The organism is Flavobacterium sp. 1 (genome assembly GCF_002797935.1).
GTDB lineage: Bacteria > Bacteroidota > Bacteroidia > Flavobacteriales > Flavobacteriaceae > Flavobacterium.
Map to the genome: position 1 here is coordinate 4,064,868 of NZ_PGER01000001.1, position 20,026 is coordinate 4,084,893.

The 20,026-nt window shown below is 34.6% G+C and carries 17 protein-coding genes and 1 pseudogene; 3 read left to right on the forward strand and 15 right to left on the reverse strand.

Annotation, left to right across the window (positions count from 1 at the left end):
- Positions 1-357: 357 nt before the first annotated feature.
- The 9 genes and pseudogenes from CLU83_RS16445 to CLU83_RS16485 form a co-directional block, all read right to left on the reverse strand.
- Positions 358-2,676 carry a penicillin-binding protein 1A gene (locus CLU83_RS16445; protein ID WP_100432607.1) on the reverse strand — a complete coding sequence of 773 codons (2,319 nt, stop codon included), beginning with the start codon at positions 2,674-2,676 and terminating at the stop codon, positions 358-360.
- A 9-nt stretch (positions 2,677-2,685) separates the two neighbouring features.
- Positions 2,686-3,164, reverse strand: a pseudogene (locus CLU83_RS16450) (gliding motility lipoprotein GldH).
- A complete protein-coding gene (locus CLU83_RS16455) occupies positions 3,148-4,539 on the reverse strand; it encodes a regulatory iron-sulfur-containing complex subunit RicT (protein ID WP_100432608.1) in 1,392 nt (463 codons plus the stop codon). The pseudogene CLU83_RS16450 and the gene CLU83_RS16455 overlap by 17 nt, the downstream one beginning before the upstream one ends.
- 166 nt (positions 4,540-4,705) lie before the next feature.
- On the reverse strand, positions 4,706-5,692 hold the full coding sequence (locus CLU83_RS16460; protein WP_100432609.1) for a virulence RhuM family protein: 987 nt from the start codon (positions 5,690-5,692) through the stop codon (positions 4,706-4,708).
- A 34-nt stretch (positions 5,693-5,726) separates the two neighbouring features.
- Positions 5,727-6,422, reverse strand: a complete 696-nt coding sequence (locus CLU83_RS16465; protein WP_157802127.1) for a hypothetical protein — start codon at positions 6,420-6,422, stop codon at positions 5,727-5,729.
- A gap of 373 nt (positions 6,423-6,795) precedes the next feature.
- Complete coding sequence (locus tag CLU83_RS16470) at positions 6,796-7,290, reverse strand: hypothetical protein (RefSeq protein WP_100432611.1); 495 nt, start codon at positions 7,288-7,290, stop codon at positions 6,796-6,798.
- A 199-nt stretch (positions 7,291-7,489) separates the two neighbouring features.
- Positions 7,490-7,720: a ferredoxin gene (locus CLU83_RS16475; protein ID WP_100432612.1), complete on the reverse strand. Its 231-nt coding sequence runs from the start codon at positions 7,718-7,720 to the stop codon at positions 7,490-7,492.
- Entirely contained in the window at positions 7,720-8,961 is a 1,242-nt protein-coding gene (locus CLU83_RS16480) for a peptidase U32 family protein (RefSeq protein WP_100432613.1), read from the reverse strand. Before CLU83_RS16480 ends, CLU83_RS16475 begins: the two co-directional genes overlap by 1 nt.
- Positions 8,962-8,967: 6 nt before the next feature.
- On the reverse strand, positions 8,968-10,323 hold the full coding sequence (locus CLU83_RS16485; protein ID WP_100432614.1) for a rhodanese-related sulfurtransferase: 1,356 nt from the start codon (positions 10,321-10,323) through the stop codon (positions 8,968-8,970).
- 482 nt (positions 10,324-10,805) lie between these two features.
- Between CLU83_RS16485 and CLU83_RS22895 the strand changes: the two genes are divergently transcribed.
- Positions 10,806-11,603 (forward strand): FKBP-type peptidyl-prolyl cis-trans isomerase, encoded by a 798-nt coding sequence (locus CLU83_RS22895; RefSeq protein ID WP_369828808.1) that lies wholly within the window; start codon positions 10,806-10,808, stop codon positions 11,601-11,603.
- Between the two features lie 147 nt (positions 11,604-11,750).
- On the opposite strand, the gene CLU83_RS16495 is transcribed toward CLU83_RS22895, so the two are convergent.
- The 4 genes from CLU83_RS16495 to CLU83_RS16510 all read right to left on the reverse strand — a co-directional run bounded on the left by CLU83_RS16495 (position 11,751) and on the right by CLU83_RS16510 (position 16,015).
- Positions 11,751-12,197 carry a GNAT family N-acetyltransferase gene (locus tag CLU83_RS16495; protein WP_100432615.1) on the reverse strand — a complete coding sequence of 149 codons (447 nt, stop codon included), beginning with the start codon at positions 12,195-12,197 and terminating at the stop codon, positions 11,751-11,753.
- A gap of 71 nt (positions 12,198-12,268) precedes the next feature.
- On the reverse strand, positions 12,269-13,168 hold the full coding sequence (locus tag CLU83_RS16500) for a DUF4837 family protein (protein ID WP_232727148.1): 900 nt from the start codon (positions 13,166-13,168) through the stop codon (positions 12,269-12,271).
- Positions 13,169-13,291: 123 nt separating this feature from the next.
- The gene (locus CLU83_RS16505; protein ID WP_100432617.1) at positions 13,292-13,957 is read right to left on the reverse strand and encodes a DUF1080 domain-containing protein; all 666 of its coding nucleotides are present in this window, start codon (positions 13,955-13,957) and stop codon (positions 13,292-13,294) included.
- 24 nt (positions 13,958-13,981) lie between these two features.
- Positions 13,982-16,015, reverse strand: a complete 2,034-nt coding sequence (locus CLU83_RS16510; protein ID WP_100432618.1) for a LysM peptidoglycan-binding domain-containing protein — start codon at positions 16,013-16,015, stop codon at positions 13,982-13,984.
- A 323-nt stretch (positions 16,016-16,338) separates the two neighbouring features.
- Here CLU83_RS16510 and CLU83_RS16515 point away from each other — a divergent pair, with 323 nt between their 5' ends.
- Both CLU83_RS16515 and CLU83_RS16520 read left to right on the forward strand, forming a co-directional pair.
- Positions 16,339-16,860 (forward strand): helix-turn-helix domain-containing protein, encoded by a 522-nt coding sequence (locus tag CLU83_RS16515; protein ID WP_100429852.1) that lies wholly within the window; start codon positions 16,339-16,341, stop codon positions 16,858-16,860.
- Positions 16,839-17,405, forward strand: a complete 567-nt coding sequence (locus CLU83_RS16520; RefSeq protein WP_100429851.1) for an IS630 family transposase — start codon at positions 16,839-16,841, stop codon at positions 17,403-17,405. Before CLU83_RS16515 ends, CLU83_RS16520 begins: the two co-directional genes overlap by 22 nt.
- A 176-nt stretch (positions 17,406-17,581) precedes the next feature.
- Here the strand turns inward: CLU83_RS16520 and pgk are convergent, their stop codons facing one another.
- Positions 17,582-18,769 (reverse strand): phosphoglycerate kinase, encoded by a 1,188-nt coding sequence (pgk, locus tag CLU83_RS16525; protein WP_100432619.1) that lies wholly within the window; start codon positions 18,767-18,769, stop codon positions 17,582-17,584.
- 251 nt (positions 18,770-19,020) lie between these two features.
- Positions 19,021-19,986, reverse strand: coding sequence for a type IX secretion system membrane protein PorP/SprF (locus tag CLU83_RS16530; RefSeq protein ID WP_100433782.1), 966 nt, complete (start codon positions 19,984-19,986; stop codon positions 19,021-19,023).
- Between the last annotated feature and the right edge of the window lie 40 nt (positions 19,987-20,026).

Sequence of the window (20,026 nt, forward strand, 5' to 3'; positions counted from 1 at the left end):
CTATTATTATTTTAGGTCATAAAAAATCAATATCAACTGATAATATCGAATTTTTAAGTCAAATTTAGTAAAATAATCGCATTAATCTGTTCTCTGCAGTTTTTTTAAATCCTGATTTTTTTAAACTGGTATGACAAAATAAATATGATGGTCTGCAGAATTTGCGTGAGGGGTTACTTCACCATACATCTATTTTTCATAGGAGTTCAGTGAACTACGTTTGAAGCAATCCGCCGCTGCGGAGCGGATAGCCCGACAGCAATAGAAAAAGGAGCCGAATAAGCGAATGCTATATTTGGCTCCTTTTTCTATTGCTGTCACGCCCTAATAATTTTTATAGGTGTGATATATGATGTTTTACAGAGAGAATTCTTCGGTATCGGGCTGCGGGGCTACAGTGGTGTCTTGGACAGTGGCCGCACGCGGGGTGTAACAATCAACTTTGATAGAAAGATTAGCGGGTCTTTCAAAAGATTCTTTAGAGACTGTTAAGCTTTTGTCTTCATAACATTTATTCATGAAATAACCCCAAATAGGCAAGGCCATTGCTGCTCCCTGTCCATAAGTAAGACTTTTAAAATGAGCCGAACGGTCCTCGCATCCTACCCAAATACCTGTTACAAGGTTAGGCACCATTCCCATAAACCAGCCATCGGACTGATTTTGTGAAGTTCCTGTTTTTCCTGCAATTGGATTCTTGAACATATATGGATATCCTGTCCAGCGTTTATCTCCGTTACCGCCTCCTTGAGTTCTTAACCTTGCTCCTGAACCGCTTTCAGTTACACCCTCCAACAATTTAATGATGGCAAATGCGATGTCTTTGTTTAAAACATCATGTGACTCAGGGATCGGTTCGTAGATTACTTCGCCACTTTTATTCTCGATTTTGGATAAGAACTGCGGTTTTGTATAAACCCCTTGGTTGGCAAATGTGCTGAAGGCAGCAACCATATCTTCAACAGTTATTTCTACGGCTCCCAAGGCAATGGAAGGCTGAGTAACAATTTCTGATTTTACGCCTAATTTATGAGTCAGTTCAATAACAGCTTCGGGACTTACTTTATCGATTAATTTTGCCGATACTGTATTGATAGAATTAGCCAATGCCTGCTTTAACGTAACCATTCCTCGGTATTTGTTATCAGAGTTTCTTGGCTCCCAATCCTCGGTTACATGGTGGCGTCCTTTACGGATCATAAAAGGCCCGTCAAGGATAGAATCACATGGTGACATGTTTAACTGTTCGATTGCGGTTGCATACACAAAAGGTTTGAATGTAGAACCCACTTGTCTGGCTCCTTGCCCTACGTGATCATATTGGAAATATTTGTAATTAATACCTCCAACCCAAACTTTAATATTACCCGTTTGCGGTTCCATCGACATAACTCCAGCCTGCAAAAAGTGTTTGTAGTAACGAATGGAATCCATCGGTGTCATAATCGTATCTCTTTCTCCTTTCCAGGTGAAAATCGTCATTTTGGTTTTTTCGCCAAAGGTTTTGATGATTTCTTCATCACTTTTGTCCTGTTCTTTCAAAACATCCCATCTGTGAGATGATTTCATCGCCTGATTTATGATGCGTTCGGTTTCTGCTTCAGAAATATTTACAAAAGGGGCGTTTTTGTTACCTTTGGATTGTATAAAAAACTCTTCCTGCATATTGGCCATGTGTGCCGAAACAGCTTCCTCGGCATAAGCCTGCATTCTTGAGTCGATTGTGGTGTAGATTTTCAGACCGTCTTTGTAAATATCGTAGTCAGAACCGTCGGGTTTTTTGTTTTCTTCTACCCATTTTTTCATGTATTCACGAAGGTATTCTCTAAAATAAGTGGCTGTGCCTTCTCTATGGCTTTCCAATTTGAAATGCAGTGTGATAGGCAGGCTTTGCAGTTGGTGTTTTTGATCTTCGGTAATGATGTTTGCTTTTTCCATTTGCAAAAGCACCACATTTCTTCGGTTTTTTACTCCTTCTGGATTTTTTACAGGATTGTAAAGCCCTGAGTTTTTGAACATCCCTACTAAAATAGCTGATTCGTCAATGGTTAAATCTTTAGGCTCTTTTGAAAAATAGGTTTTTGCAGCTGAGCTAACCCCCACAGAGTAATTACCAAAATCATATACGTTACAGTACATGGCAATGATTTCGTTTTTAGTATATTGTCTTTCTAATCGAATGGCAATAATCCATTCTTTCATTTTTTGAACAATACGGAAAGGTAAAAATTTCGACCCTTCTCCGTGAAATAACTGTTTCGCCAGCTGCTGCGTCAAAGTGCTCGCTCCACCGCTTCTCCCTAAACTTGCGATAGCTCTTAATGTACCTCTTCCGTCAATACCGGAATGCTCATAAAAACGGGCATCTTCGGTTGCAACTAAGGCTTGAACCAGATTTTTCGGCAAATCGGAATATTTTAATGCAGAACGGTTTTGTTTGAAGTATTTACCTAAAACTACTCCGTCAGAAGAGATGATTTCGGTTGCTAAATTAGAATCCGGATTTTCTAAATCTTCAAATGAAGGCATGGATCCGAATAAACCCCATGAAGCAAACAGGAAGAATAAAGCAATAATTCCCAGTCCCGAGAAGTAAATTTTCCAGAATTTTCTGGAATAATATTTCACATCTTTGTCGATGTTTTTTTTCTGAGGGTTATTTTTTTTGATAGCCATAATCGAGTTTTAATCTTTATTTTCTATTCTAAAGCCTACTTCGGTAATTCCGTCTAAAAAAGCTACTCCAGGCACTTTTCCGTTTTCTCTGACCGCCTGCTTAATATGTACTTTGTATTTTCCTCTAAACCGGACATTCTCTTTATAATAGAGTTTGCTTTCCTTGATATCAGTAAAACCGTCGCCTAGCAATGTTCCGTCAGGTGCTGCCATTTGATATTCCAAAGTATCTACTTTAGTATAGCCGTTTGGACTTTCCAACGAAACAATTAGAAACAGATTGCTGTATTTATAATTGTTATTATCTCTTAAATTTACAAACAAGTCGTATCTTTTTGTTGAATCCAAAACAGGTAGATCAAAAGTAACAATACTGTCTTTGTTCCAAGCGCTTCCCACAGATTTATACTCGTCAAAAACTCTTTTTTATCACATGAAAAAAGGAGTACTGCTGCAAAAAACAGTAAAAGACTATTCTTTATTCTCATTTTTTTTAATAATTATTGGTTTTCTAGGTTCGTCTGTTTTGTTCTCTGCAGAAGGAGGACGATTGTTATTGTTTCTTTTACGGTTGTTGTTTTTATTACGGTTTTTATTGCCACTGTTGGGATTCGGGTTTTCTTTAACCGGAATTTCTTTGGTGGCATTATTTGCATTTGGTGTAGTTGGAGCTGTGCTTTTTTGTATGGCAGGCTGCTTATTTGCATTATTGGGTACAATGGCTTTTTCTCCGGCAAGTTTTGGTTTTTTGTTTGGTTTTTTCTTCCTTTTTGGCTGGTCAAAACGCGTTAAGCTTTCCTGCCCCATTGCATTATTGAAATTTTGTTCTGGCTCAGTAATAATTTCTATTGCATAATCTTCTAACGATGAAACTTTGTTTTTTAGTTTGTTCTCAGCCATAATTTCTTTGACCTGATCAATTTTCAAAACATGCCAGTTAGCAAAATTATTAGTGTAAGCAAACCACATTAACCCTTTGAAAATATCCTGTTTTTGACAAATGGCATCTCCTTTTTCGGTAACTAATTTGGTTTCAAATTCTGGAAAATCCTTTAAGGCATCCATGTAAGTGTCCAGTTCATAATTTAAGCAGCATTTCAGTTTACCGCATTGACCCGCCAATTTTTGTGGATTTAATGACAATTGCTGGTAACGTGCTGCCGATGTGTTTACGCTTCTAAAATCTGTTAACCATGTTGAACAGCATAATTCTCTGCCACAAGAACCGATTCCGCCTAAACGAGCCGCTTCCTGACGGAAACCTACTTGTTTCATCTCAACTCTGGTACTGAATTCTTTAGCAAAATCTTTGATTAAAAGCCTAAAATCGACTCTATCATTGGCAGTATAATAAAAAGTAGCTTTGGAACCATCTCCTTGAAATTCAATATCCGAAATTTTCATTTCCAGTTTTTGCGCGATAGCCAATTCACGGGCACGAACTTTCATCGGCTCTTCCTTGTTTCTGGCTACAGTCCAAATATCTATGTCTTTTTGAGAAGCTTTACGGTAAATTTTAGGAACCTCATTACTAGTTGGATTGACTCCTTTTTTCTTCATTTGAATTTTTACCAATTCTCCTGTAAGCGTAACAATTCCTATATCATGTCCAGGAGAAGCAACAGTTGCTACAATGTCCCCCATACTTAATGTTAAATTCTCAGTATTGCGGTAAAATTCTTTTCTTCCGTTTTTAAAACGGACTTCGACACAGTCAAAAGGAGCTTCTCCATTGGGCAAACTCATGTTCGAAAGCCAGTCAAAAACCGTTAATTTGTTGCAGCTGTCGGTGCCGCAAGTCCCATTATTTTTACAACCCTTTGGTGCACCACCATCAGAAGTTGAACAACTTGTACATGCCATAACGATATATGTAGTATTGCAATTAATGCAATTTAAGTTCTTAAAAGATTTAATGGGTAAAGATAGTATTTTTTTGGTTTATGTTACAAGGGGTGCAAATGGCAAAAAAATCATAAAGTTATACTAAAATAATAGAAGGGTTGTAATTCTTGTAATTATGCCGTTTTTACTTTAATTTTTTTATTTCTTTATCAAAATCAGAAATTATTTTCTGTGTTTTATTAAAAACTTCATAAGTGGCAATTGCTTTCTTATCCGCTTGCAGTTTAGAAATTTTCCCTTTACCATCCAAAACTTTATAATCGTTAAAGTTTAGAAATTTATTTACACTTTCTGCCAATTGTTCCATCGTAAAAGTATTTTCGCGCTCTATCAATCCTTCTATATAATCAAAATAACCCGTTACGGTACGCTCCAGTTGTTTAATTTCTTTTTCCTGCAGATAATTTTTGGCAACAATCACATCCGATTTCAAAACCCTGCCGTTTGGACTATTTTTCCAAGTCGTCAATCCCATATTTTCCTTTTTGGCATCGGCCGTTTTAAATATTATTTCTGCAGCCGTTTTGCCTGTTATAGCAAAATGGAATTTATTTTGAACCGTGGCATAGAAATTTTTAGTGATGTCGGCATTGCTGTCATAATCAATACTGCACTCGGCAAAAATATCGGTTACTTGTTGGTAAATTCTCCTTTCGCTTGCTCGAATCGAGCGAACTCTTTGCAGTAATTCTTTAAAATAATCTTTACCAAAAATAGTCTGACCTTGCTTTAAACGATTGTCATCTAAAACAAAACCTTTGATAATATATTCTTTTAAAGTTTGGGTTGCCCAAATACGAAATTGCGTGGCTTTGGTAGAGTTTACTCGATAACCAACAGAAATTATGGCATCAAGGTTATAAAATTTGGTTGGATAAATTTTACCATCATCGGCAGTATGTTCCAAAATGGAACTAACTGAATTTTCTTCGAGTTCACCAGAATCAAAAATATTACCCAAGTGCTTAGTTATTGCCGGTCTTTGCACGCCAAACAACTCAGCTATTGCTTTTTGAGTTAACCACACCGACTCATCTTGCAACAAAACATCAACGCGTATTTGGCCGTTTGGTGCAGTGTATAAAATAAATTCTTTAAAACTCTCTTCCATCCAAATTCATCTTTATTAAAACATAACTATTTAATTAATTTAAATTCATTGCTTTTTTACCTATCGCAATAATTACTTCTTTTGCCAACTCAACGAAAATTTCTTTCAAAATCGGAATTCCTTTCTGTCTAGCCATAGCCCATAAAACAGACAACTTTCTTACTACTTGATTCTTTGTTGATTGTGTTAGTGTATTCTTTAATTCAACAGCAACAACTTTCAGTTCTTCTAAATTTTCACCATTGCTCTCTTCGTAAGAAATAAAATACATAATTACTTTTTCTAAATAGTTGTCGATTAGTATTTGTCTGCGAAGATCAAATGAAACGATATCTGCGTCATCATCCAAAATTTCATACTCAGTATAATTTTCCTCTATATAATTTTCTAAAATTGGATTATTGCCAAAATGTGGTGTAACGTCATAACTTTGAATTACATTAAGCCAACTTTCTAATCTATGATATAAATCCGAAAAATTTAAACTAACACTCGTTTCTTCCAATTTATTTTGATTAATTGGCTTATATGTAACTGTATACTGAAAAACTCCTTTCGAAGAAACATCTTTAAAACTGTTAATTTCAAAATAAAAACTAGAGGATTCATCTAAATCTTCGAATCTTAACAATGGACTTGACGTGTTTGCTTCCTTAAAATTTTTAAAAAACTTCGTCTTTAGACTATTTAAATCAGTATGTATTTGAAGTGGAAAATCTTTTTTATTCATATTTTTTCGTTTATTCTTAGTCGAATCAAATGTATCTACTTTTACACTTACTAATCTCCCAATATACTGAATATTGGTCAATGGCCGTAGTGGTGTGTGAGAATAGAGTTGTAACAAATATAAGTTTTAATTGTGAATGCAGAAATGTTAATGGTCGCTGCATTCACCAGCGTCACAACGGGGCCAATGTGGTCCAGAACGGGACTGACCACGTTCTATAACGGGGTAAATGACGTTCCAGACGGGGTCATTGGCGTACAACACGTGGTAAACCCCGTTGTACAACGTGGTAAACGGAGTTCAGGACGTGGCAGACCACAAAAAAACGGGAAAGAAACTAGTTTCCTTCCCGTTTTAATAATTTATAATAGGATTAAATCTCCTCTTCGACTTTCTTGGCGGTTTTTGCGGCCGAGCTTCCGCCTGTAAAAAACTGAGAAATGGCGGTCACTTTGCCTTCATATCCCGCTGCTTTGGTACTGGCTTTGTACTTGCTGAAATCATAGTCAGTTAGTGCAGCTTGGTAATTATCATAATCATGCAGGATTTTATTATTGGTCAATCCGTCAATTAAGGTCTGTAATCTGGCGATAGTAGACTGCAGAAAGTCCCTTGAATCAAAATCATTTTGAAACTCTACCCAATCTACGTCGGGACTGCTTAAACCTGGCTGACTGGCTCTGTAATCTTTAACTTTGTTTACTATCAGTTTGTTTTGTTCATTAACGCTACCATATTTTTGACGTTCTTCAGCACTGAGATTTTTAATTTTGGCATTCAAAGCGGTTTCAAGAGCAGTTAAGCTAGTTCCAACAGCTGTTTTCTCGGCAACAGCATAATGATTGTTGTTTAAATTTTCAAATGGCATAATGGTTTGGTTTATAAGTTAATAATAACCAAAATGTAATAAAAATACGTAACAAACAAATAGTAAAAGAATATTCTTAGTTTTAAAATTAAAAAATGAATTTTATTCTTACTGTTTACCTAAAACCTGCATTATCCAACAGTTGAAACCATTGGCGATGGTTTTGGGTTTATTTACGTTTTTTGCTCAGCATGATTTTCTAGGTTTCCTTAACCGAAATGATTTTCACAGGACAAGCCTTGGCAGCCAATTCACAGCTTTCAGCGATGGTGTGGTCGGGCGATTTCAAAGTGTAAAAACCTTTAGCATTCACACTTTTAATCAACACCGATTTTCCGTCTTTTTTGGACATTTGAAATTGAACGGGCGCCATTTCCACACAATAATTGCACCCAATGCATTTGTCTCTTTGCAGCGTTACAATAACCATTAGGCTTCCACTATTTTGTATAATTTGTCAGACATTCGGATTCGGAAAGGCAATTTGAAAGTACAGTCGTCTCCCTTTGTTGCTTTTTCAGCCACCGCATCATTTACGTACATTTCTTCAATAACCATTTCCTGTGCGCCGGTGCTTGGACCAGTAACCAATATTTTGTCTCCGATTTTAATGTCGTAAGCTTCGATTTTGAATTGTCCAATTTCAGCTTTTGGAAAAAAATGAGTTCCTTTTCCAACGTATACTTTCTTCTGGGTTGCCATTGATCCCGAAACATCACTCCATTCTCCCAATTCCTGTCCAAGATAATAACCCGACCAGAAACCGCGATTGTAAACAGTGTTTAATGCTTCCATCCAAACGGCAATTTTTTCTTTAGAAAATGAATCTTCGTAATAACTGTCAATCGCTTCGCGATAGGTTTTGATTACGGTAGCCACATATTCCGGAGCGCGGCCACGGCCTTCAATTTTTAAGACTTGAATACCCGAATCAATCACTTGATCCAGAAAATCAATCGTGCATAAATCTTTTGGAGACATCATGTATTCATTGTCCAATTCGATTTCAAAACCAGTTTCCTGATCGATAACCGTATATTTTTTACGACAATTTTGTTTGCACGCACCACGGTTTGCCGATGAGTTATTCGAATGAAGACTCAAATAGCATTTCCCCGAAACCGCCATGCACAAAGCACCATGACCGAAGATTTCGATTTCTACTAATTTCCCGTTTGGTCCTTTGATTTGTTCTTTTTCGATTTGTTCTGTTATTTTTTTTACTTGGCGTAAACTCAATTCACGGCTCAAAACCATTGTATCGGCAAATAGGCTGTAGAATTTAATGGTTTCGATATTGGTAATATTCAATTGAGTCGAAATATGAACTTCCATCCCGATTCCTTTCGCCATCGAAATTACGGCTTGATCTGAGGCAATTACTGCGGTGATATTGGCTTCTTTGGCTTTGTTCAACAGTGTTTTTACTACCGATAAATCGTGATCGTAAATGATGGTGTTCAGCGTCAAATAACTTCTAACGTTTTTGGCTTCGCAACGGCGGGCGATTTCCGGCAGATCATCCATCGTGAAATTGACCGTTGCACGGGCGCGCATGTTTAATTGCTCTACGCCAAAATATACAGAATCAGCACCATTATCTAGTCCGGCTTGTAATGACTCAAAGTTCCCTGCGGGAGCCATGAGTTCAATCTTATTTGTTGTTGTCATGATAAATTATTCTAAAATTTTATATATTTTATCTGACAATCTAATTCTAAAAGGAACTTCAAAAGTAACTTTGTCACCAATCTTAGCAGTTGCGGTTGCGGCTCCGTCAACTATCATTTTTTCTAAAACCAATTCCTGATTACCCGTTGTTGGTCCAGAAATTAAGATTTTATCTCCGCTGTTTACTTCGTGATTTTCAACCGTAAACTGTCCTACCTGTGGTTTTACATAATAATGTTCCGCTTTTCCAAGAAGTGCTTTTTTAACTTTTCCTTTTTGACGAATATCCGCAGGTTTTTGCTTCGCCTTTTCGTTTACACTCAGGTCGCCGGAATGTTTGAATCTAAGGTTTTCAGATTTCCCTTTTCTGAAAACTTTATTCCCAACTTGTTGTCCAGTCCTCAATCGCACCTGATCAACTAAAGGCAGGTGAATAATGTCCAAGCATTCCGTAGAACAGCAGTTTTCCATAGCCGTTTTGCAATCATCACATTGGATGAATAACAAATGGCATCCGTCATTCTCACAATTGGTATGATTGTCGCATGGTTTTCCGCATTGGTGGCATTGCGAAACAATATCATCTGTAATTCTTTCGCCAAGACGATTATCGAAAACGAAATTCTTTCCGATAAACTTGCTTTCCAAGCCTTCTTCTTTGATTTGCTTTGCATAATTGATAATCCCGCCTTCCAATTGAAAAACATTCTTAAAACCCTGATGCTTAAAATAAGCACTTGCTTTCTCACAGCGGATTCCTCCGGTGCAATACATTACCAGATTTTTATCTTCTTTGTGGTTTTGAAGCTGTTCATTGATTATCGGTAAACTCTCTCTAAAAGTTTCTACATCTGGAGTGATGGCGTCTTTAAAATAGCCTACTTCACTTTCGTAGTGATTTCTAAAATCAACTACAATAGTGTTTGGATCATCCAAAATTTCATTGAATTCTTTGGCTTTCAAGTGAACGCCTATATCGGTTACATCAAAAGTTTCGTCGTTCAGACCGTCAGCAACAATTTTGTGGCGCACTTTGATGGTAAGTTTCAAAAACGAATGGTCATCATGTTCTACCGCTTCATTCAAACGAATGCCTTTCATGAAATCATACACTTCCAGAGTTGCTCTAAAAGCCTCCAAATTTTCCTCAGGAATACTCATTTGGGCATTTATTCCTTCGGTAGCGACATAAATTCGGCCTAAAGCATCGAGCTTATTCCAGGCAATAAATAAATCGTCGCGAAATTGTTTGGGATCTTGAATTTTGGCATACGCATAGAAAGACAACGTAAGACGTTGTTTACCGGCATCATCAATCATGATGGCTCTTTCTTCTGCGCTTAAGGTGTTGTACAGTTGCATGCTATAAACAGTTTAAGTTAAGAAAAATATATGTTGATTTTAATTTACGTGCAATAAAACGTATTTGAAATCGGGCGCAAAATTAGTGAACTTTTGCGGTTTTCAAATGCAAATTAGCGGAATATTATGATTTTCCCTTTAATCTCAGTTCGGGCATTTATTTTAGGGAGCAGAAAGATTGGGCATTTTTGGTTATATGATTCCTGCTCTCCGTTATAATCTTGTTGCCCGAACCCCGGGCAACAAGGATTTTCACTTCGATCAGGGCTCAAAGTGATTATAGTGCTGATTTGTTATTATTTACAATTGAATTCCATTTAATAACCAACTTAAAAACAAATACAGAACTATATGCTGATTTTGAAGTTTTTTAAGAAAATCTTATTAATTAATCTATTCTCAAAAAAAGTATATTTGCTATCAATAACTATTAAAATTTATTTATGAAATACTCATTTTTGGCGATTATAGCCATACTTTTTATGTCTTGCAGCAACGACGATTCTAAACCACCAATAGATTATTCGGCTCAAAATGAGGCTGAAATTAAAGCCTATATTGCCAATAACAACTTAGATGCAAAAAGAACAAATTCGGGTTTGTACTATGTGATCAATGAAGCTGGAACAGGCAAACAGCCTACAGCAACTTCAAACGTGACGGTGGCTTACAAAGGTTATTATACTGACAAAAAGGCTTTTGGTCAAAGTACAGATGCTGGTATTACTGCTAATTTACAAGGAATGATAACAGGTTGGATTGAAGGAATTCCTTTTTTTAAAGAAGGAGGAAGCGGTATTCTTTTGATACCAGCGCACTTGGCTTATGGAAGTGATGAATCTCGGGGTATTCCAGCTGGTTCTGTTTTGATTTTTGAAATCAAATTAATTTCGGTTGAATATAGCGCTGCCAATGATGCAGAAATTGTAAAATATATTGCAGACAATAAACTAAATGCTGTAAAAACAGCTTCTGGTTTGTATTATGTAATTGATGAAGCTGGAACAGGTAAACAGCCTACAGCAACCTCGAATGTCACTGTTGCCTACAAAGGTTATTTTACGAACAAAACTGTTTTTGATCAAAGTACTGCCAACGGTGTTTCTTTTAATTTACAACAAGTAATTAAAGGCTGGACAGAAGGAATCCCTTATTTTAAAGAAGGAGGCAGCGGAAAGCTTCTGATACCTGCTACTTTGGGCTATGGAAGTAACAATTACAGTACTATTCCAGGCGGTTCGGTTTTAATTTTTGATATTAAACTAATTTCAGTTAACTAGATTTTAGTTTAAAAGTAATATAGAAGCCTCGCATTATGTGAGGCTTTTAATTTTTTATAAATGTATAGTCCTAAAATAAGTTGACACAAAAGTTGACTTAGTATGAAAAACGAAGATGTTAAGAGTGCTTTAAAACTGCAGACCAAATCAGCTTTTAGTCATTTCTATATGTGGGATATCATCTTCAAAAGACATTTCGCTTGTCTGCACAAAACCATGCTTCTCATAGAAATTTTTAAGGTATAATTGAGCTCCAATAGTAATTTGGCTTTCGCCAAAGTACTCTAAGATTCCAGCAATAGCATTTTCCATCAGATCATGACCCCATTTTCTATCTCTATAATCCGAATCTACAGTAACTCTTCCAATCGATGCATTATCAAAAGAAACACCGGCTTTGAAAAGTCTGGCATGTGCCACAATTTTATCTTCATAAACGCCAAAAAGATGTAATGCGGTTTTATCCTTGCCGTCCATATCAAGATAAACGCAGTTTTGCTCCACTACAAAGATTCTGCTTCGCAATTGGAGTATATCATATAACTCGGTTACAGTTAATGCCTCAAAGGGCTTTATTTTCCATTCTATAGACATTGATGAAATTCGTTATTGTTTTAAATAGCAAATATAAACCTCAAAAATAAAAAATGATAAAGAAATAAAAATCAATTTATCTTTATGCCTTTAATAATCGATTCCAATTCATGCATATAATCACGTTGCTCCCTAGATGGAATGTAGCAAAATCCTTCCAGATAAATGATTCTGTTATTTTTTGAATCTACAATCAGATAATTTACAAAAGCACCAAACATGAAGCTGTCTCTCAATCGCCATGTTCCTTTAGTTTCATAAGCTTGTTTACCGTCAAGAGTAATCTGTGACTGGTAAAGAGGATATGACTTGTCAATATACAGACTGGAAGTAGGCTCTTTGCCTTTTATGTACAAAGTTCCTATGGAATCGTGCACTTTTATAACTTTATCCAGCACATTGCCCTCCAAACTAATAGTGCTCGTTGGCAATTGCGTAATCAGTAAACTGGTGCTTCCGCTTGGAAATTCACTTTTGAGCCAAACAAAACTCCTATTCTTTAAAGCATACGAATAATTTTTGGGAATTTTTAATGTGAGCTTAAATTGCTTTTGGATTGTTTTTGTGTCTGCTAAAGAATCATTCAGCAAAAGCTGATGTGCCTTGATTTCTCCCTCTTGAATGATTTTAATAATCTGTGGCGATCTTTTTTCAATAAGATTCGATAAATCCGAAAGGGTCCTTCCTGTAATATGGATTACATTTTGAGGAATGGCGTATTGATTTTTATTAATTGTAAAACTATTCTTTTCCCCTTGTTTAACAACAATGATTGTTCTGCTTTTGGTAACAAAACCTTCCATTACGTTAATAGGATACTGATTGATGTCAAATTCAGGCTCTTCTTTGGACAAACCTTCAACTGGACTGGCAAATTTATTCCGAATACTGTCGCCAATAATGCCATTCCACAATTGATCATCAATAACTACCGAAATAGTGTTGATTTTACCAGTCGATTTTCTTGGCATATCGTCTTCTTGCTTTTTACAGGAAAAAAACAAAAGCGATAAAAAATAAAAAAATAAAAAAAGGTTTTTATTCATTGATTGGGCAATTAATCATCAAAAATAAAAAAAGCCTTTTGAAAAATTTTAGTTTTCTTCTTTAGAAATACTTTTTAATCGAATATTTCTAAAATCAACTGGGGACCCTTCATAATTCAAAGAAATTTTCCCCTCTTTGGAAGAAGCTCCCACACATTCATTTACTAATTTTCCATTCAAATATTGGGTGATTTTTCCATTGAATGAGTGAATCAAAACTTGATTCCATTCACCGTAAGAATTTTCGTTGGCGCTAAATTTAGGCGAAGTCACGCTTGCGCCGGCTTCCACTAATTTTCCGTTTACTATTGCAGTTACATTATCTAAAAAAATGAAGTCTCCAGTAGTATTCTCTTTCATTTGGAACTGAATTCCTTTTGGCCAGATGTTATCAGGTGAATCTGCTGGTATGTTGTACATCACACCGCTGTTTTTTTTTGCTTTGCCTTTATTGAATTTCTCTTCAATGTTCCATCTGAATTCTAAAGTAAGCTCAAAGTTTTTATAGCTTTTATTGGTCATCAAATAGCCAATGTTATCACCATGCATACGAATCATTTCATCGGTAAACTCATAGACTTCCGAGGGCTTAATTCTTTGCGTGTTTGTTTTAGTAAAAGCATACCAATCATTCTCCGAGAAATTTTTATCTTGAACAGCACACGAATTTAATAGCAGAAGAAGTGCAAAAGCTAAGGCGGTTTTTTTAAACATTAAGGTGAAATTTTAAAACGAAGACTATCCTTTTATTTTTAAACCCATACCAGGTTTTAAATCATCTCCAGAGATATTGTTCCATTTTTGTAAATCAGATACTGTAACTCCAGGATATTTTTTTGAAATACTAAATAAAGAATCTCCTTTTTGAACTAAATAATTGGCTTCATCATTTTTTGAAGAAGCAGTCGTTTCTCTTTTCTTGAATGAATCCGCAGTAGCATTATTAGTGTTTATAGCTACCTCATTTTTGGCAACAACCAAAACATTACCAAGAGCAATATTATTGGAGTGCAAATTGTTCCAGTTTTTTAAATCAACAACTGATGAACCAAATTTTTTGGCAATACTTCCAAGATTATCTCCTTTTTGAACTTCATATTTGATATCTCTCAACTCAGCAGCAACTACAGCAACTGCCACATTTGTTTCAACAACAGCATTGCTTACTTGTATGGAAACGCCTAATTTCAAGTTTGCAGAACTTAAATGGTTCCACTCTTTTATTTCGGCAACTGTAGTATTGTATTTTTTGGCAATACTGTTCAGATTATCTCCTTTTTGAACAACATAGAAATTAGCAGCATTGGCAACCAATGTATCCTTTTTATCAACAGCCGCTTTAGATTCTGCTGTTGCAACACTCGTGTTGTCTTTTACAATAATGGCTTTGTTTTTATCCAGATTGGATGCCAAAGATGCATTAGAATCCATATCTTTTTCAATAATAATTTTTAAAGATTTTCCAGAAGCGACAGCATTACTTTTAATGTGATTCCATTTTTTCAAATCAGAAACAGCCACATTGTTATTCTTGGCAATTTCACTTAGATTATCACCTTTTTTAACTTTATAATATTTAACCTTATTATTAGAAGCTAAAGCGGTCGAATCTTTTATAAAAGTTGCTTTTTTGCATTGATTGGTTTTCTCTCTTTTGTCAATTTCGTATTGAACATAAGCATATATTTTATCCTCATTAGAAGTAAAAACACCCACTTTGCAAGAAGGAAGCGTCAAATAATGGCTTTTGCCAGCATAATTAGGAATCACATTTCGTTTGTATGATGGATTTAATGCCTGTAATTGTTCAATTGGAATATCTAATAAATTAGAAATCTGAGCAAAAGACATTTCTTTTTTAACCATTACAGTATCGGTTGCAAAATGTCTGACCAAAGCTTTTTTAGGATTAATGCCATGTTCTTTATGGTACTCGTAAATGTACATTGTAGCAAGAAAAGCGGGAACATAACCTTGGGTTTCCTGTGGTAAATATTTTTTGATGTTCCAAAAATTTTGCAGTCCGCCAGAACGGCGAATCGCCTTAGTTACATTTCCTGGTCCTGAATTATAAGAAGCTAAAACCAGATCCCAATCATTGAAAACAGTAAACATGTTGGTCATATATTGAGCCGCTGCGGCAGATGCTTTTAAAGGATCTGAACGTTCATCTATGTAAGAATCAATATTTAAATTATACTGTTTACCAGTATTATACATGAATTGCCATAATCCTGTAGCACCAACTCTGGATACGGCCATTGGATTTAATGCAGATTCGACTACAGCTAAGTATTTAATCTCTAAAGGAACATTTTGTTTAGCCAGTGCCTCTTCAAAAATTGGGAAATAATATTGAGCAACTGCCATTTGATTAGCAAAAGCCTTTTTTCTGTTTTTAAGGAATGACTTAATTAAATTCTCTAAACCTTGATTGTATTCTATATTAAAAGGAGATTTGGCATCCATTGCAGCTAGCCTTGCTTTCAACAATTCAGTAGGCAGCTCTTTATCAATATCCTTATCAACATTTACAGTATTAATTTCAGTAGCTAAATCATTATAGATATCTAAAGAAGTACCAATTTGATTCATCCATAAACTATCGGTTTTTACAGTACGATCATATTTTACAAAAGAATTTTTTATTGAATCTAAATAAGAAATTGGTTTTTGGACACTTCCAATTTCCGAATTTTCTACAGTATTCTGAGAAAATGCACAAACAGTAAGCATTAGAAAAAAAGAAAGTGTGGTATTTTTTATTTTCATAACAGTAGTTTAATTTGCTATTATTCAAGTTGTTACAAGTGCAATTTATGCAAACTTAGAATCAATTTTCTAAAAAAAAACATAAATAATGTTAAAAATACAAAAAAAATCGACATTTAACGTAATTTTTAGTCATTTGTGAGTAAATAATTTCAAAAAATGCAATAAAAACAATTTTAAAAATATTCCTGTTTCTAAAATTAATAAATTTAAAATGTTAAAAAATGATTTCAAATATGTAATACCAAACAAAAATATAATAAATACCAATTTTGATAATTGTTTTTTTTAGATTACATTTGGACTATATTATAACAGTGATCATGGCACATCCAAAAATTTTGGTAATTAAGGAAACTGAAAAAGAGATTAAAAATCTACTTAAGCAATCTATTCCATTTATTGGACAACGCTTGAGAGTACTTTTAATTTTGAAGCAAAATGAAGAAACAGGGATTTCTAGACGTGAAGTTGCTAAATTAGCAGGGGTTGACCCAAACAGTGTTCAGAAATGGCGGACATTATACCTCAATTCTGGAATTGATGGTTTGATTAAACATGGAAAAACAGGCTTCAAGCCATCTGTTTTTAATGCTGCTGAACACACGATGTTGGAAACAAAACTCAATAACCCTCAAAATGGGCTTCAAGGTTATGTAGAATTAAAAGATTGGATTGAAAAAGAAACTGGAAAAAGCTTTAATTACAACACCTTGCTTTATTACTGCATCAGAAATTTTAAATCAAGTGTAAAAGTTGCCCGCAAAAGTCATGTCAAAAAAGATGAAGACCTAGGAAGCTCTTTTAAAAAGACTTCGGAAGAATCTGTCAAGAAACAGCACTAAATGCTGTAGGCGATTTTAGCTCTGTAAATTTATATTTTCAAGATGAGTCACGTTTTGGCTTATTTACTCGAAATGGAAAATCAGTTACTGCAATTAGGGTTAAACCAATTTGCACTTTCCAACAAGTTTTTAAATCAACATGGCTTTCTGGGGCTTTTTCGCCCATAACAGGGGATCATTTTCAATTAATACTTCCACATTGCAACACTGATAATTTTCAAATTTTTCTAAATAATTTTTCAAAAGAAAACCCCAAAGAACTCAAAATAATGGTATTGGATAATGGGCGATTCCATAAGGCTAAAAGATTGATCGTTCCAGAAAATATTGTTTTGGTTTTCCTGCCACCATATAGCCCGGAACTTAATCCAGCCGAAAAAATGTGGGCAAAATACAAAAGAGAATTTTCTAATAAATTTTATAATTCAATCGAAGATGTAGAAGATTTCATTATTACTGCAGTTAAAAACACAAGTAAAAAAGAGGTAATGAGTATCTGTGGTTATGCCTACGTCTTTTTAGATCAAATTTGGTCTAAAAATTAAATGCGTTTGGTATAAATTAAAAAAACAGACTGAAGTGTAATAACGCAAAATACTGATATATAGTATACTATACAAAAAAAACCTTCAGTTACTTATTTGCAACTAAAGGTTTTTTAAAAAATATAATTAGATTATTTAAAATTCAAAAATATCAAATCGATGAAAATACGAACAGTTTAGTCTAATATTGCAGCAATTCCAGGCAAAGTTCTGCCTTCTAACATTTCTAGCATAGCACCACCGCCAGTAGAAACATAACTCATTTTGTCTTCAAATCCGAATTGTTTTACAGCAGCTACAGAATCTCCACCTCCTACAAGAGAGAAGGCTCCGTTTTCAGTAGAAGCGGCGATATAATTCCCAAGCGCAATAGTTCCTTTTGCAAATGTCTCCATTTCAAAAACCCCTAAAGGTCCATTCCAAAGAATTGTTTTAGATTCTAAGATTACTTTTTCAAAATTTTCCAATGATTTTGGACCTGCATCAAGACCTTGCCATCCGTCAGGAATTTCACTCACATCAACAATTTGAGTATCTGCTGTATTCGAAAAATCATTAGCGGCAACAACATCAACAGGAATATGAATTTGAACTCCTTTTTCTTTAGCTAATCTTAAAATTTCAAGAGCCAAATCTAATTTATCAAGTTCGCAGATAGAATCACCTACATTTCCTCCTAATGCTTTTACAAACGTAAAAGTCATTCCTCCACCAATAATCATGTGATCAACTTTGTCAAGAATATTTTCAATAACGGTAATTTTAGAAGAAACTTTAGAACCTCCAAGTACAGCTGTTACTGGTTTCTCACTGTTTTTTAATACTTTATTTAAGCTTTCAATTTCTTTCGCCAATAATAATCCGAAACATTTACTTGTTGGAAAAAACTGTGCGATAATAGTAGTCGAAGCGTGTGCTCTGTGTGCTGTACCAAAAGCATCGTTTACATAGATATCTCCAAGTGAGGCTAATTCTTTAGCAAAAGTAACATCTCCTGCTTCTTCTTCGTCATGAAAACGTAAATTTTCTAATAATAATACTTGACCTGGTTTCAAATTTTTAGCAGTTTCTTGAGCTTCTGCTCCAACACAGTCTGCGGCAAATTGAACTGAAACTCCTAAAATTTCAGAAGTTGTTTTTAGAATATGTTTTAATGAATATTTGTCTTGAGCTCCTTTTGGTCTTCCTAGGTGTGACATCAAGATAACACTGCCTCCATTAGATAAAATATAGTCGATAGTTGGTTTTGCAGCTTCAATACGAGTAGCATCTGTTACATTAAAGCTTTCATCTAAAGGAACATTAAAATCAACTCTTATTATTGCCTTTTTATTATTAAAATCAAAATTATTTAAAGTCTTCATGGTTCTTTTTTTAATTGTTTTTTGAAAGAAAAACAAAGATATAACTTTTAAATAAGTATTAAATTTTAAAATTCTAAAAAAAATATGAAATTACTAACGAAATCGATGTAAATACAAAATAAACACAAACTATTATGTAAATAGATAAAAATGGTCTGCATTGATAAAATCTGCATTATTTTACAAAAAGTCCCTGTTAATTCTATAATAAGAATCAATAGGGACTTTCAATAAAATATTAAAAATGCTAATTATTCGTGTACTGGACCTTGTGTACATGGACAGTAATTACTTATTCCCTGCAGGAATCTAAATCCGATAGTTAAAGAATGTGTTCCCGAATTGTAAGCTACTAAATTTTTATCCAATGTAATTTGATATGAATAACCCATTGAAAAATACCCTTTTGAAAATCCAATCAAAGGTCCTACACCAAGTGGCTTCCCAATTTGATCATTCAAAAAACGATAGGAAGCACCTACCCAGTAATAATCTTCATATCTATTGAATTTTCGGTACTTTATATTCAAATCGGTATTAGAACGCCTATCATTTTGAAAGTACTGAAAAAAAGCTGATGGTTCAATTTCTTCTCTATTTCCTATGTCAAATACATATCCAGAATAGAACTGATAATTGGTAAGCAAATTAGGCTCTAACTTAGTTGTTGTAAAATCAATATCTTTTTTTAAAATGTTAGTTGCCGTAGCGTTTGCATAAAATCCTTTGTTACGATATAGAAAACCAACCTCAAAGTTATTATTATTTGTAGAACGATCATCTGTAATAACTGGATCATTCTTTGTTGGTTTATACTTAGTCCAATCTAATCGAAATGAGTTGTATATATACGAAATACCAAATGAAAGATATTGTTTTGAATAATATCCTAAAATAATGTGATGGGCAAAACTAAGCTTTCCACCCGCCTGTTTGGTATAACCGTTGGAATCATTATACAAACTTAAACCTACACCAGATTGATCCAAAACTCTGAAATCAGCATATAGAGCCTGACTTTGAGGAGCGTCTTGAACACCGACCCACTGCATATAGCCATTTAAATTAATTCTAAAATTGTCTCCAATCCCAGCATAAGTAGGTGAAATTACAAATGGATTATCGGCTAAGTACTGAGTTGCTACTGGAACATTTAACTCTTGGCTGTAACTGCTTGCTGCAGCCAAAAGTAAAATGCTAATTAAGATCTTTTTCATTTTCATTTTTTTCATTTTTAGATAACTTCTCACATCCCCG

What these genes read in the sequence shown, in the direction of transcription:
- CLU83_RS16460 (WP_100432609.1), bottom strand. Translation starts at nt 5,692, where the DNA reads ATGGAAGAGAGTTTTAAAGAATTTATTTTATACACTGCACCAAACGGC.
- CLU83_RS16480 (WP_100432613.1), bottom strand. Translation starts at nt 8,961, where the DNA reads ATGACAACAACAAATAAGATTGAACTCATGGCTCCCGCAGGGAACTTT.
- CLU83_RS16445 (WP_100432607.1), bottom strand. Translation starts at nt 2,676, where the DNA reads ATGGCTATCAAAAAAAATAACCCTCAGAAAAAAAACATCGACAAAGAT.
- CLU83_RS16485 (WP_100432614.1), bottom strand. Translation starts at nt 10,323, where the DNA reads ATGCAACTGTACAACACCTTAAGCGCAGAAGAAAGAGCCATCATGATT.
- CLU83_RS16475 (WP_100432612.1), bottom strand. Translation starts at nt 7,720, where the DNA reads ATGGTTATTGTAACGCTGCAAAGAGACAAATGCATTGGGTGCAATTAT.
- CLU83_RS16470 (WP_100432611.1), bottom strand. Translation starts at nt 7,290, where the DNA reads ATGCCATTTGAAAATTTAAACAACAATCATTATGCTGTTGCCGAGAAA.
- CLU83_RS16505 (WP_100432617.1), bottom strand. Translation starts at nt 13,957, where the DNA reads ATGTTTAAAAAAACCGCCTTAGCTTTTGCACTTCTTCTGCTATTAAAT.
- CLU83_RS16515 (WP_100429852.1), top strand. Translation starts at nt 16,339, where the DNA reads ATGGCACATCCAAAAATTTTGGTAATTAAGGAAACTGAAAAAGAGATT.
- CLU83_RS16495 (WP_100432615.1), bottom strand. Translation starts at nt 12,197, where the DNA reads ATGTCTATAGAATGGAAAATAAAGCCCTTTGAGGCATTAACTGTAACC.
- CLU83_RS16510 (WP_100432618.1), bottom strand. Translation starts at nt 16,015, where the DNA reads ATGAAAATAAAAAATACCACACTTTCTTTTTTTCTAATGCTTACTGTT.
- CLU83_RS16530 (WP_100433782.1), bottom strand. Translation starts at nt 19,986, where the DNA reads ATGAAAAAGATCTTAATTAGCATTTTACTTTTGGCTGCAGCAAGCAGT.
- CLU83_RS16465 (WP_157802127.1), bottom strand. Translation starts at nt 6,422, where the DNA reads ATGAATAAAAAAGATTTTCCACTTCAAATACATACTGATTTAAATAGT.
- CLU83_RS16455 (WP_100432608.1), bottom strand. Translation starts at nt 4,539, where the DNA reads ATGGCATGTACAAGTTGTTCAACTTCTGATGGTGGTGCACCAAAGGGT.
- CLU83_RS16500 (WP_232727148.1), bottom strand. Translation starts at nt 13,168, where the DNA reads ATGCCAAGAAAATCGACTGGTAAAATCAACACTATTTCGGTAGTTATT.
- pgk (WP_100432619.1), bottom strand. Translation starts at nt 18,769, where the DNA reads ATGAAGACTTTAAATAATTTTGATTTTAATAATAAAAAGGCAATAATA.
- CLU83_RS22895 (WP_369828808.1), top strand. Translation starts at nt 10,806, where the DNA reads ATGTCTTGCAGCAACGACGATTCTAAACCACCAATAGATTATTCGGCT.